Source organism: Paenibacillus montaniterrae, from assembly GCF_018403185.1.
In the GTDB taxonomy this organism is placed as follows: domain Bacteria; phylum Bacillota; class Bacilli; order Paenibacillales; family Paenibacillaceae; genus Pristimantibacillus; species Pristimantibacillus montaniterrae.
This window is the reverse complement of sequence record NZ_BOSE01000001.1, coordinates 1,130,530-1,144,217: the sequence shown is the minus strand read 5'-3', so window position 1 is coordinate 1,144,217 and position 13,688 is coordinate 1,130,530. Positions and strand designations below refer to the sequence as shown.

Below are 13,688 nucleotides of genomic sequence, written 5' to 3'. Positions count from 1 at the left end.
AACGATTAATATGACAATAGGCATCTTTGATTCGGGAATAGGCGGATTGACTGTCTTAAGTGAAGCGATTCGCAGAATCCCGACAGAGGATTATTATTTTGTAGCGGATACATTGCATGCTCCATATGGAATCAAAAGCAAGCAGGAAGTTGAAAGCTACGTTATGGAAGCGGTCAGCGGAATGATGGAGCTGGACATTGACGCGCTAGTTATCGCTTGCAACACAGCGACAAGTATTGCTGTTGAGCTTTTGCGCGAGCAGTATCCTGCCATTCCTATTATCGGAATGGAGCCTGCTGTCAAGCCGGCAGTGGAGATGAATGCTTCAACTGGTCGAAGAGTGCTCGTATTTGCAACGCCGCTTACGTTATCACTGCCTAAATATTATGCGCTGGTGTCCAGAGTGGATGACAATCATATCGTGGATTCCTTGCCAATGGAGCGGCTGGTTCCATTTTGTGAGCAAATGAAGTTTAACGAGCATGAGGTTGAGCAGTATTTTCTTGATAAGCTGGCGGATTACGATTTGCAGCAATATGGGATGGTTGTACTGGGCTGTACCCATTATCCATATTTCAAGCCGATCCTGCAGCGGATTTTGCCGCCTCATGTAGGAATTGTAGATGGCAGTGTTGGCACAGTGCGGCGCTTGGCTGCGCAGCTCCATCGCTACGGCCTGGCTCGCGGCAAAGGCTCTGGTCGCGTTACCTTCTACAATACAGCTCAGGATGATAGCTACAATGAAAAGATGAAAAAAGCGCTGCAATATTTGCAGCATAACGAAATTTAGCTGGCATTTATAACTTTCAGATCGGATTCAGTAATCTTTAAGTTTTATTTAATTTGCTGCTGCTATACTTAGTCCTATCGAAGGTATAGGAGTGGTGGATATGAAATCAGGTTATCAACAGTGGCTTGGCTTAACACTGCTAACACTTGGCTTAATCGCGGGAGGTTGCAGCTCGTCTATAAATGATAAAAGCAATATATTGCAAACGTCTGTCTCAGACAATGCACAGAAGTCTGGTGAGAATCAACGCAAGCAGGCGCTTGTTGAGTTTGAAGAAGCTGACCTGGATGCCAGCTGGAGCGATTCAGATGCGGAAACGATCAGCTTTAATGGCAGCAGCATTGCTACCAGCGCTAAGCGTGGTGTATTTATCGAGCACTCTGATGTGACCATTGCTTTGCCCGGTACATATGTACTGAATGGAGAACTGTCTGATGGAAGCATCCATGTTAAGCTGGAATATGACGGTGATGTAAAAATAATTTTGAACAATGCTTCTATTCACAATGAGGATGGAGCGGCTATTTTTGTTGAAGATGCCGGCAAAGTTGTCGTTACACTAGCTGATGGCACAGCAAATACACTGTCCGATGGAGAGCAGTACAAGCTGGCGGACGGCGTCGATGAGCCGATCGGCACGCTCTACAGCAAAGCTGACTTGACGATTAATGGCACGGGCAAGCTAATAATTGATGCCAATTACAATAATGCGATTGTTGGCAAGGATCGCCTGCTGCTTGCAGACGGTCAATATGAAATAAATTCGGTCGATGATGGAATTGTCGGCCGCGATCTGCTGGCGGTGCGACAGGGCTCCTATAAGCTTAATGTGGCAGGAGATGGCTTAAAGTCAACGAATGACAATGCAGACAAGCTCGGCAGCATTTATATCGCTGACGGTGAGTTTACGATAGATGCAGGGGCGGACGCTATAGATTCCATCGGCGAGCTGCTGATTGACAATGGCAGCTTCAGCATGATAAGCGGCGGCGGAGCACATGCTGCTTCCAGCGTATCAAGCGCCAAAGGAATTAAAGCAGCTACTCTCCTCACGATACAAGGCGGCAGCTTTAAGATTGACGCCTATGAGGATGCATTGCACAGCAATGGCAATGTAGATATACGCGGAGGTCAATTGACGCTAGCATCAGGCGATGATGGTGTACATGCCGATCAAGCACTGTCGATTTACGATGGTGAGCTTACGGTTGCAGCTTCATATGAGGGCTTGGAAGGCATGCAAATTTCAATTCAAGGCGGTCGTATTGAGCTTCACTCATCGGATGATGGAGTAAATGTTGCAGGGGGCAATGATCAATCTGCATTTGCAGGCAGAGGAGCAGCAAGCTTCAGCTCAACTACAGATGCTTACTTGTCTATTACAGGCGGACAATTGCTTGTTGATGCAGACGGAGACGGGCTGGATTCCAACGGCAGCATAGAGATGAGCGGCGGCACCGTAATCGTGAACGGGCCAGAAAATAACGGCAATGGAGCGCTGGATTACGATGACAGCTTTACTCTGATGGGCGGTACGCTAATTGCTGCAGGAAGCAGCGGCATGGCTATGGCGCCGTCAGCTGAGCAATCGACGCAGCCTTCCATATTGATGTACTATCCAACGAATCAAGCGGCAGGCACATTGGTGCAGCTTAGCAACGAGGCGGGCGAGGTGCTTGTTGCCTTTAAGCCAACCAAATCGTATCAGTCGATCTTGATAAGCTCAGCAGAACTGCAGGCTGGTGAAACCTATACGCTATCAAGCGGCGGTCAAGCGGAGCTTGATGAACAACTGGGCTTGGGAATAATGACGCCAGCTCAGCCTGGTACCGAGCTGGTCAGCTTTACAATTAGCGAAGGTGTTACTTATGTTGATGAGAGCGGGATAACAACGATGCAAGGAGGCTTCGGTCAAGGCGGTGGCTTTGGCGGCGGAGGTCGTGGCGGCGGTGGACGCGGTGAGCGCGATGACATAGCTCCTGATGCCGCAGACGACAGGCGCCCAATGCAAGAAGATGCTCCAGCAGACATTCAAACACAGTAAATTTGGCTGTTCTATAGAAGAAACCATTTGGGAGGTTTATCCATTGAGAATTGGCGGAATCGAAGCAGGCGGTACTAAAATCATTTGTGGCATCGGCAATGAAAAAGGGCAAATTGAGAAAAAAATTAGCTTTCCTACAGAGTCTCCTGAAATCGTATTTGAAAAAATAAATCAATTTTTTGCAGGTGAGCAGCTCGATGCGCTAGGCGTGGGCACTTTTGGTCCGATTGATGTGAATCGAAAAAGTGCAACCTATGGATATATTACATCAACCCCTAAGCCAGGCTGGAAAAACATTGATGTGCTCGGCGAGCTGAAAAAGCAGTTTAATATGCCGATTGGCTTCGATACAGATGTTAATGGCGCTGCGTTGGCAGAGGCAACATGGGGTAGCGCACAAGGCTTGAATAGCTGCGTATACTATACGGTCGGCACAGGAGTAGGGGTAGGCGTATTTGTCGAAGGCAGCCTGGTGCATGGACTGCTTCACCCGGAAGCGGGGCATATTCCAGTCAAGCGACATCCTGCCGATTCCTTTGAAGGCTTCTGCCCATACCATAAGGACTGCCTCGAGGGCGTTGCGGCAGGACCTGCAATTGAAAAAAGATTCGGCGTTAAGGGACATGAGCTGGGGAAGGAGCACGAGGCTTGGCAGCTTGAGGCCTATTATTTGGGACAGGCGCTTGTGTCCACTATCTTGCTGCTTTCGCCCGAGCGCATTATTTTGGGCGGCGGCGTTATGCATCAGGAGCAGCTGTTTCCGTTAATTCGCGAACAGGTTAGAAGCACCTTGAATGGCTACGTTCAGCATCAAATGATTTTAGAGCAAATCGATCAGTACATTATACCGCCAGCCTTAGGCGACGATGCAGGCTTGTGCGGGGCGCTGGCTCTCGGCTTGCAGGAGTATAAAGCTGGCCGTTAAAGTCAACTTTAGATGGTATTGGCGGATTTTATGAAACCCGGCCTCATTTTTAACGTATTACCATTATTATGACAGAACGAGGAGGTATGTTTGAATGAGCATTTTTCAACGTTTGTTTAGAATTGGTAAGGCGAATGTAAATGCAGCTGTAGATAAACTGGAGGATCCCGTTAAAATAATTGACCAGGTTTTGCGTGAGCTGGATGAGGACGTAGAGAAGGTAACGGCTGCTGTAACCTCGCAAATGGCTGTGGAAAAGCGTTTTGAGCGCGAGCTTAAGGAAGCAGAAGAGCTTGTGGCGAAGCGTGAATCGCAGGCTCGTCAAGCATTGGCTGCTGGCAATGACGATTTGGCGCGTGAAGCGCTGGCTGACAAAGCCAAGCAGGTTGAGAAGCGGGATAAGCTGCAGGAAAGCTATGATCGCGCCAAAGCGACAGCAGACAAGCTGCGCGACCAGCTGCGTGATTTGAAAAATCGCGTTACGGAAATGAAGGATCAACGCAGCACGTTAATTGCACAGGCGGAAGCAGCTAAAGCTCAGCAAAAAATTAATAGCACGATGAAGGGTGTAGGCCGCAACGATGTTGGTGCTACCTTCAGCCGCATGGAAGAAAAAATCCAAAAAATGCATGATGAAGCGGATGCCGCATTCGAATTGGCCAATGAGGATAAATCGTTAGACCAGAAATTCGAAGAGCAGCTGAAAGCAACTAAAGATAATGCAATCGAAGATGAATTGGCTGCATTAAAAGCAGAGCTGAACGGAAATAAATAATAAACAAGAAGGGGTGTTCAATCGTCAGTAGTCACTGACTTTCTGAATAACCCCTTTCTCATGGAGGTAGCTGAATGAATAGACGAACTAGCTTCACACTGGCTGCTATACTGCTGCTTATGCTGCATATGCTGTTCGCGCCTCCAGTGCAGGCGGTTGGACCTAATGGATCTTACATTCATGATGAGACAGGCGCCTTGTCAGGACAAGAGATTTCAGCATTGGAAGCAAATATGAGCAAGCAGGGGATCAAGCTCAATGTTTTGCTTGTTGCATCGATTGGCTCGCAAGATATTGCAAGCTATAGCGAGCAGCTGTTTTCGGACTGGGGCTTAGCGAGCGATGAAGGCTTGCTGGTCGTTGACGATGGCATTGGAGAAGTATGGCTGCAGTTGCCGATCGGCTCGACGCTGGAGTCAGCGCTGTACGCTGCAGACGATCTGCGGCGCAATGATCCCGTAGCTTCTTTTTTAGAGCAGAGGTTTTTCCCGAAAGCAGGAGAAGGTAATTATTACGCTGCTATCGAAGAGACGATAAATGGACTGGCGTTCTACTTAGACAGCTATAAGTCTCAACCGACAAAGGGAACGAATGGAGCAGCTTCTGTTCCTCGCAGTGAAGGCTCAGGTCTTACGATGCTTATTATGATTGCGGTTCTCATTATCGTTGGCGCAGCTATAATTATTTTTGCACAGCGTGCGAAGCGCAAGCGCGTGAAAAGCTTGCTGCTGCAGCTGGAGGATCGCTACGAGAAACGATCAGCAGAGCTGCATAAGCTTAACTACGAAATGGAAGAAATTAAAAAGTTTTCAATGGGCAAGTCGCGCGATATTATTGGCGATGTTGAGGATGATTTGTACGAGCTGCTGCAGCAAATGTCACGCTATCCCGAGCAGCTTCGAGCATGGCAGCAGCTTGCACCTTCCCAGCTGCAAAAAACGGAAGCAAGTTTGCATGATATGTCTCGCGCGTTAAATGATATCGAGCATTCGATTGCAGAGCTGCAATCTGCGGTAGACAAGTACAAAAATATCGAGGCAGCGGCTACCGAATTGCTGCGGCAGCGACAAGAAAGCTTTGCTCAAGGGAAGAAGGCTTTGCTGGCGATTTCTACCGATGCAGAAACGACGTTAAGGGCGTTGTTTGACCGTCAAACCGAAATCGAAGCTTTGCTTAAGGACATTGAAGCTGCGCTAGCCTTTAATCCAATCGAAGCAAGCACGCGCTTGAATGCTGAAGAAGCAAAAATTACGAGCTGGGTTGAAGATGTCAATATGTATGAGCATTTGATCGAAGCACTGCGCAAGCTTCCGCAGCATATTGAGCAAACGAAGCAAAAGCTTGATACGCTTGTCAGCAATGAGGGCTTGACTCTGCAGGAAATTTCGCCATATCAATGGTTTGATTCGATGAATGGACAGCTATTGACGATTGAACGCTCATTAAAAATCGGAGATGTGCCAACGGCAAGAGAGTGTGCCAACCGGATTGAACACTGGCTGAGCACCGCGCTGTCTGACGTTACGCGTTCTATAAGCGCCCGTGATGCCAATATTGAGCATATTAGAGCTTTGGAGCAGGCGCTGCAAGAGCTGAAATCGCAACGAATGGCAAAGGCTCAGCAGTCGCTCTCATTAACAAAGCAGCAGTTTGATGCTGCGCATTGGCAGGAAGCAGAGCAGGAGCTTGAGCAGCTTCCTCAGCAAATTGCACAAATTGAACAGCAAATCAAGCTTTCCTGTCAGTACAATGATGCTAAAACGCAGCGATATTTGGAAGCGGAAAGCATATTGCAGGAGGCACAAAATAAAGTGAACGAGCTTGAAGCCTTCTGTCTGGAGTTGGAGCAGCTTCATCATGAGCTGGAGTCATCGCTGCAGCAGCTTATCCATCGTGTAGCACAGGAAAAAAGCGGCTTCGACCATGTGCGCAGCAATTTAAACAGTCATAATCTTCAAATGCATGGGGGGATGGCGGATGCGCATATGAGAGGGCTGCAGCTTCTTAATGGAATCGAGCAGCAGCTGGCAAGCAGGCCAATCATGCTGGATGGTATGACCGAGCAGCTTAAGTATGTTCAGCAATATTATACGCAGTTCCATCAGATGGCTGCAAAGGCTATTGCAGATAAGCAAGCTAGAGAGCGGGCTGAGCAGGAACGGCTTCGCCAGCTTGCACAAATAGAAATGATGAGGCGGATGACTAACCAAAATCGCCGTAATAATGGAGGCGGTTTTGGTGGTGGCGGCTTTGGCGGAGGTGGCTTCGGCGGCGGAGGCGGCTTTGGCGGCGGCTCTCGCGGCGGCGGAGGCAGCTTCCGTGGCGGCGGTTCTCGTGGCGGCGGAGGCAGCTTCCGTGGAGGCGGCTCGCGCGGTGGAGGCGGACGCTTCAAATAGTCGCACTAAACCACTAAACAGAACCCCTTGGTGCAGCTGAGTAATAGCTGAGCCAAGGGGTTTTAATGTTTGTTTGCCGTCTGTTTACTGCTGCTCTTCAGGCCAATCGGACGAGTGCAAATAGTTAAGCTTGTTCAGCTTCATGCGCAGGACCAGCTTAACCTGCTCATCTATTAAACGCTCATCCAGCTTATGCTGCTTGACTGCTTCTACTAAAGATTGAATGACCTCCTGCTGCTGCTTCGGATGATGACCTACAATGAGCATGGTGTTGCCAGCCTGGAGCGCTAATACCGCGGCTTCGCCTACCTCATAATTTTCTGTAATACCTCCCATCACCAGATCATCGGTAATGACAAGTCCTTCAAATCCCAGCTCGTCTCGCAAATAATGCTTAATAATAGTAGGCGAGAGTGAAGCGGGAAATTGCTCATCAACTTGCGGCAAATAAAGATGTCCAACCATAATCGCGTCGATATGTCGCTTTATAGCGGCGCGAAAAGGGATCAGCTCAAGCTGCTCCAGCTCTTCCCAGCTTTTATTGATCGTCGGCAGGGAAGCATGTGAATCTACATTCGTATCCCCATGTCCCGGGAAATGCTTGCCAACGGTAAGCACATAGTCATCCAGTCCGTCCAGCATCGCAATGCTGTGCGTTACAACTTCCTGAGCCGTCGAGCCAAATGCTCTGCTGCCGATTACCGGATTGTCAGGATTGTTATTAATGTCAAGCACAGGCGCGAAATTTACATCAATGGAAAGATCCGCAAGCGCTTCTCCCATATGCTCTCCGGTTTGCTCGGTAACAGCCGTATCATCCAGTTCAACCAGCTCCTCGGCTGAAGGAAATTGCTCTGGCAGCCGATTTACTTTACCGCCCTCCTGGTCAATTGTTATCCAGAGTGGAGGAGCATGATCGGCAGGCAGTTCCTTTAATGCCTCGATCAAAGAGGCCAATTGCTTATCGTTTTTAATATTGCGTTTAAATAAAATAATGTTGCCTATGCCCTGATCATGGACGAGCTGCTGCGTTTGCTTGCTTATGCTGGAGCTGTTGTCATCTATACCGACGATTAACAGCTGCCCGATCTTTTGCTCTAGCGTCAGCTCATCAAGCTGCTGCTGAATTTGCAGCTCTTGTTCGTCTTGCTCCTCTTGCTCCTCTGAAGGTGCAGGAGACTGAGTCGGAAGGGAAGATTCCTCTGGCTGATTGTTGTGAGGCTGCACATCTATATTTGTTTTGTTCGTCTTATCGAGTGGAAAAAAGTAAAGGATGCTGCCAAGCAATAATATAATTGGAAAAATAATGAGCCATTTTTTCATCAGCCATTCACCCCTCTCAACTTAATGGTATAATAAATCATACCCTATTCTCACAGGCAGAGACAACTATTCTATATTGGAAAAGGAGCTGTATCATGTCAAACCAAACCATTCGCTGGGGGATACTTGGCTGCGCTTCCATAGCCAAGCGCTCCGTCATTCCCGGCATTCAAAAGTCCCGCTTTAATGAGGTTAAAGCTATTGCAAGCCGCTCCTTGGAAACGGCAAAGGAAACTGCCGAGCAGCTTAATATTCCGCAAGCCTACGGCAGTTATGAGGAGCTGCTTGCTGATCCTGAGCTGGATGCGATTTATATCCCGCTGCCTAATCATTTGCATAAGGAGTGGACAATTGCTGCTGCAAAAGCAGGCAAGCATGTACTGTGCGAGAAGCCGATTGCGCTCAATTATGAAGAAGCATTAGAAATGGCGGCTGTGGCAAAGCAAGCAGGGGTTATTGTCGCCGAGGCATTTATGTATCGCTATCACCCGCGTTATGCGCAAATTAAGCAATTAATTGCTGATGGAGCAATCGGCGAGCTTCGCTTAATTCGCGGCTGCTTTACCTTCAACAACGGAGACAGCACAGAAAATGTTCGTTTTGTAAAGGAATGGGGAGGCGGTTCGCTCTATGATGTAGGCTGCTATCCAATCAGTGCTGCTCGCTACCTAATTGGCCAGGAGCCGATCGCGGCAACGATGCACGCGCTGTTTTCGGAAAAGCATGGCGGCGTAGACATGATGGCGTCTGGCCTCGTTGAGTTTCCGGACGACCTGACACTAGTATTTGATTGTGGCATGTGGGCAACCTTCCGCAATTCACTTGAGATTGTCGGGACGAAAGGAAGAATTGAGCTGCCGCATGCTTTCCTCGGCAAAAATGAGCAGGAAGCCAATTATTTTCTATATACCGATGCGGGCGTGGAGGAAATTCAGGCTGAGCATCTGGACAGCTACGCCTTGCAGGCGGATGCGATTGCTCAAGCGATTTATGGCGAGCAGCCTTTGCCGTTCCCGCTTGAGGATGCTGCGGCCAATATGAAGGTGCTGGAGGCATGCTTAACCTCAGCAGAGCAAAAAGCACGTATAACAATCCAATAAACTGCTAAAGATCAAGTCTCCGCAATGCTATTCTTATCGTTATAATATGAGGAGTGAGCGTATTATGCAATATATGTCGATAGCGGGCTGTTCCAAGCCGGTTTCTAATGTGATTAAAGGTTCCGACTACTTGCAGGTTGACAGCTATGAGCATCATCTTCAGGAGCTTGATCAATATGTCAGTATTGGCGGCAATACGATCGATACGGCACATATTTATGCAGGAGGCGAAAGCGAGCAGGTTATTGGCCGCTATGTCGAGCAGCAAAAGCAGCGCGATCAGCTTGTCCTGCTGACAAAAGGCGGCATCTCTACCTTGCAGCCTGACATTTTGGATCGCGAAATCAAGACCAGCCTTGAACGGCTGCGTACGGATTACATTGACCTATATGCGCTTCATCGCGATGATGCCTCGTTAACAGTTGGTCAAATTATTGAAAATTTGAATCGATATATTGATTCGGGCACGATTCATGCGATAGGGGCTTCTAACTGGACGCCTGCCCGCATTTTGGAAGCGAATCGCTATGCAGCAGAGCACGGCTTGGTCGGCTTCACTTTCAACAGTCCGAATTTAAGTCTCGCTATTCCTAAGGAGCCGTTCTGGAAAGGCGTGCTGCATGTTGACGATGAAATGGCTGCAATGCATAAGCTGACAAAGCTGCCATGCCTATCATGGTCACCGCTAGCCAGAGGCTTTTTCTCAGGCCGTTTTGTGCCTGATGTCGTTACGGATAAAGATATGGAGCGCGTATTTTACAGTGAGCAAAACTGGCAAAGATATGACCGCGCCCAGCAACTTGCTCAGCAGTTGGGTGTGTCAACATCAGAAATCGCGCTTGCTTACGTGGCCAATCAAGCCTATCCTACAGCGATCATTGCAGGCGCGCGCTCGCTGCAAGAGCTGCAATCCTGTATAACGGCTATGAAGCTGGAGCTTAGCGAGGAGCAGGTGGCTTGGCTGGAAAACGGTGAGGAAGGCGCATAGCCTGTAACAGAACAAATCTGTAGAAGCGAAGAGGGGAGGGCAAGGATGCTCAGACGTATGTCTGTTTGGCGGGGAGCATACGGCTTTAGTCGTGTTGCAGAAAGCTCTGTCAGCTAACCATGTTTAGAGCGCTGCCTTCCTTCTAGCCGCCGCGCAACAAAAAAGGCTGCTGCGGCGCAGCAACCTGAGTGCATTTATGTGAGTGATCAAAAAGCCGGCTTTTTGAACATCCTCTTTATGATTTGAATAGTGTGGCAATCGAGCCGCCGCGCGTAATAATATCAATGGCTTGCGATATGAGCGGCGCCACGCTTAGTACGACAAATTTGTCGGAATGCTCTTCATCAAGCAGAATGGAATCAGTAATAATAACCTCTTTAATATAAGGATGATCCAGCTTTTTCACAGCATTGTCGGAAAACAGGCCATGTGTAGCGCAAATAAAGGCATCATTGGCGCCTTTTTTATGAAGCGCCTCTACTACATTAACAATCGTACTGCCAGTATCTATTAAATCCTCAATAATAATCGGCGTCATGCCATTAACTTCCCCGATAATATGAGTAATTTCCGACTTGTTATGAGCAGGGCGATTTTTAATCATAATCGCGAAGGGACAATTGATTAGTCCCGCCAGCTTCTCAGCGACGGTTGCCCGTCCTGCGTCTGGCGATACAACTACAGGATTCGTTATATTTTTCTCGCGCAAATAGTTGATAATAATATCCAGCGCTGTTAAATGGTCAACCGTAATATCGAAAAAGCCTTGAATGGCATCGGCATGCAGGTCAATCGTTATAATGCGGCTCGCACCAACGGTTGTCAATATATCAGCAACCATTTTAGCCGAGATCGGCTCGCGCGGCTTGCTTTTCCGTTCCTGACGCGCATAGCCATAGTACGGGATGACGATGTTGATCGTTTTAGCCGAAGCTCGCTTGGCAGCGTCGATCATAACAAGCAGCTCGACCAGATGCTCATTTACAGGGTGAGACATCGCCTGTACGATAAATATATCGTGATTGCGCAATGATTCCTCGTAGGAAATATGAATTTCTCCACTCTCCTGGCGAGAAATAATCGCATTTCCTAGCGGCACGTTCAATTGATCGCAAATCGCTTGCGCCAGCGGTCTGTTTGATGAGCCTGAAAACACTTTTAATTGAGCCATAACATCCTCCAAATTTTAAAGCTTATCGTAATCCAAGTATGTAAGCACCTCTATCATATCAAATTCAGGTCATCTTCACAAATGCTGCCTATAAAAAAACAGCTATGACTGTTGCCGTCATAGCTGTTCATTGATTATTTCAAGTTTGCAATGTCAACGTTAGGATCAACGTCTGCCTCGTAGTCGATGCCATCGACATAGAAGCCGAACAAGCCGAAGAATTCTTTGCGATAGCTTTCGAGATCTGTTAGCTCGTACACATTTTCCGTCGAGATATTTTCCCAAGCCTGTGCAACTGCTGCTTGAATTTCAGGACGCATTTCCAGATCGTCAATACGAATTTGACGCTTCTCATCAACAGGAATTTCTCCCTCGATGTAGAGGCGCTCGGAGAATAGGCGGTACATTTGCTCGATACAGCCCTCGTGAGTGCCAGCTTCCTTCATCACCTTATATAGCGCGGAAATGTAAAGCGGAACAACCGGGATAGCGGAGCTTGACTGTGTCACCAACGCTTTGTTAACGGAAATAAAAGCTCGTCCGCCAGTTCCTTTTAATTGTTGATGAAGCAGATCAGCCGTTTGCTGCAAATCGTTTTTCGCAGCGCCAATCGTTCCATCGTGATAAACGGCATGTGTAATTTCCGGGCCGATATAGGAGTAAGCAACGGTTGTCGCATCTGCGGTAATAGCATCAGCGGCTTGCAGCGCATCGATCCACATTTTCCAATCCTCGCCGCCCATAACCGCAATCGTTTGGCGCAGCTCATCTTCAGTAGCCGGCTCAATCGTAGCTTCTGTAACCTCTCCGTTATGAAAATTAACCGTTTTGTTCGTATATACACTGTGAAGCGGCTTTATGACGGACGAAAACACTTCACCTGTTTTCGGATGTACACGACGCGGAGAAGCAACGCTGTACACAATCAAATCAACCTTGCCCAGCTCTGTTTTAATGAGATCAATCGTTTTGTTTTTAATTTCATCGGAGAAGGCGTCGCCCACGATGCTGAACGACTTCAAGCCTTCTTTAGCAGCAGCAGCCTCGAATGCAGCGGAATTGTACCAGCCTGCTGTCGCAGTGCGTGCTCCTTCTGCAGCTTTGTCAAAATAGACGCCAACCGTATTGGCGCGAGCACCGAAGGCAGCAACAATGCGAGAAGCAAGGCCATAGCCAGTAGAAGCACCAACGACAAGCACATTTTTAGGGCCATTTACTGCCGGCTGCTGTTTAACATAATTAATTTGCGATTGCACCTGCTTCTCACAGCCTACAGGATGAGCTGTTGTACAAATAAAACCTCTTGATTTTGGTTGAATAATCATATTAGAAAAATTCCTTTCTATCATTAGTTTCTCTATGTATTCCCAAGTCGTGCTTGTTGAACTACCACTTTCAATAAAAGTTCAAAAAGTCGGCTTTCAGGACCAAGAAGATTAGACGCTAGTAGAAGGGGAGGAGCGCAGCGTAGAGCGTTGCTACGTGAGCACCTAAAATGTTTCCGCCGGAAACATACTTCGGAAGCATAATCTTTCGCTAGCGTTCAAGATTCGCCGTCGAATCTGCTACAACGCAATGCATCGTCATCAAAGTCGAGCTTCTTGAACATCCACTTTCAATAAAAGTTCAAAAAGTCGGCTTTCAGGACCAAGAAGATGGCACGATACTAGAAGGCGAGGAGCGCAGCGTAGGCAATAGCTACGTGAGCACCGGAGCCTTCGGTAGCGTGACATATTCGCCGTCGAATCGACTACAACGCCCATCATCGTCATCAAAGTCGGATTTTTGAACATCCTATTCCTCTACTCTATTTTAACGATAAATGATTGGTCTGTGAAGACACAAACTAAAACAGGCTATCCTGCGTGACGGTGAGTTGTCCAAGATAGCCTGCTTGCATTGCTTGTTATAACAATAAATAGGGTTTCCTGCGGAAGCATCAATCCTAGAAACGATTCATAAGCTGCTGTTGTCCTAGGGCAACAAGGCGCTTCGTTATGTATCCGCCGATTGATCCAATCTCGCGAGTTGTCATATGTCCATAGTAACCGTCCTGCGGAAGCTGTATGCCGAGCTCCTGTGCAATTTCAAATTTCATAATCTCAAGGGCGGCTTTAGCATCAGGCACGACAAGTCTATTTCTTGAACTCATAGCTATCATCTCCTTTCAAAGCTA

At 47.9% G+C, this 13,688-nt stretch carries 11 protein-coding genes; 7 read left to right on the top strand and 4 right to left on the bottom strand.

The annotated features are described in order from the left end of the window. Positions 1 to 10: 10 nt before the first annotated feature. From murI to KJS52_RS05460, 5 genes are all read left to right on the top strand, one after another. Complete coding sequence (gene murI / locus KJS52_RS05480) at positions 11 to 790, top strand: glutamate racemase (protein ID WP_213513836.1); 780 nt, start codon at positions 11 to 13, stop codon at positions 788 to 790. A gap of 100 nt (positions 791 to 890) precedes the next feature. Beyond that, positions 891 to 2,834 (top strand): carbohydrate-binding domain-containing protein, encoded by a 1,944-nt coding sequence (locus KJS52_RS05475; RefSeq protein ID WP_213513661.1) that lies wholly within the window; start codon positions 891 to 893, stop codon positions 2,832 to 2,834. A gap of 43 nt (positions 2,835 to 2,877) precedes the next feature. Beyond that, positions 2,878 to 3,759 carry an ROK family protein gene (locus KJS52_RS05470; protein ID WP_246563148.1) on the top strand — a complete coding sequence of 294 codons (882 nt, stop codon included), beginning with the start codon at positions 2,878 to 2,880 and terminating at the stop codon, positions 3,757 to 3,759. Between the two features lie 94 nt (positions 3,760 to 3,853). Further along, positions 3,854 to 4,534 carry a PspA/IM30 family protein gene (locus KJS52_RS05465; RefSeq protein ID WP_213513659.1) on the top strand — a complete coding sequence of 227 codons (681 nt, stop codon included), beginning with the start codon at positions 3,854 to 3,856 and terminating at the stop codon, positions 4,532 to 4,534. Positions 4,535 to 4,608: 74 nt separating this feature from the next. Further along, a complete protein-coding gene (locus KJS52_RS05460) occupies positions 4,609 to 6,930 on the top strand; it encodes a septation ring formation regulator EzrA (protein WP_213513658.1) in 2,322 nt (773 codons plus the stop codon). Between the two features lie 84 nt (positions 6,931 to 7,014). Here KJS52_RS05460 and nagZ read toward each other — a convergent pair whose 3' ends face one another. Continuing rightward, complete coding sequence (gene nagZ / locus KJS52_RS05455; protein ID WP_213513657.1) at positions 7,015 to 8,253, bottom strand: beta-N-acetylhexosaminidase; 1,239 nt, start codon at positions 8,251 to 8,253, stop codon at positions 7,015 to 7,017. A gap of 95 nt (positions 8,254 to 8,348) precedes the next feature. On the opposite strand from nagZ, the gene KJS52_RS05450 reads away from it, so the two are divergent. Together KJS52_RS05450 and KJS52_RS05445 are read left to right on the top strand one after the other, a co-directional pair. Beyond that, positions 8,349 to 9,353, top strand: coding sequence for a Gfo/Idh/MocA family protein (locus KJS52_RS05450; protein WP_213513656.1), 1,005 nt, complete (start codon positions 8,349 to 8,351; stop codon positions 9,351 to 9,353). A gap of 64 nt (positions 9,354 to 9,417) precedes the next feature. After that, positions 9,418 to 10,341 carry an aldo/keto reductase gene (locus KJS52_RS05445; protein ID WP_213513655.1) on the top strand — a complete coding sequence of 308 codons (924 nt, stop codon included), beginning with the start codon at positions 9,418 to 9,420 and terminating at the stop codon, positions 10,339 to 10,341. A 235-nt stretch (positions 10,342 to 10,576) separates the two neighbouring features. Here KJS52_RS05445 and KJS52_RS05440 read toward each other — a convergent pair whose 3' ends face one another. From KJS52_RS05440 to KJS52_RS05430, 3 genes are all read right to left on the bottom strand, one after another. Continuing rightward, positions 10,577 to 11,512 (bottom strand): ribose-phosphate diphosphokinase, encoded by a 936-nt coding sequence (locus KJS52_RS05440; RefSeq protein ID WP_213513654.1) that lies wholly within the window; start codon positions 11,510 to 11,512, stop codon positions 10,577 to 10,579. 134 nt (positions 11,513 to 11,646) lie between these two features. Then, a complete protein-coding gene (fabV, locus tag KJS52_RS05435) occupies positions 11,647 to 12,837 on the bottom strand; it encodes an enoyl-ACP reductase FabV (protein ID WP_213513653.1) in 1,191 nt (396 codons plus the stop codon). 620 nt (positions 12,838 to 13,457) lie between these two features. Beyond that, entirely contained in the window at positions 13,458 to 13,664 is a 207-nt protein-coding gene (locus KJS52_RS05430; protein ID WP_281425550.1) for an alpha/beta-type small acid-soluble spore protein, read from the bottom strand. Positions 13,665 to 13,688: the final 24 nt, after the last annotated feature.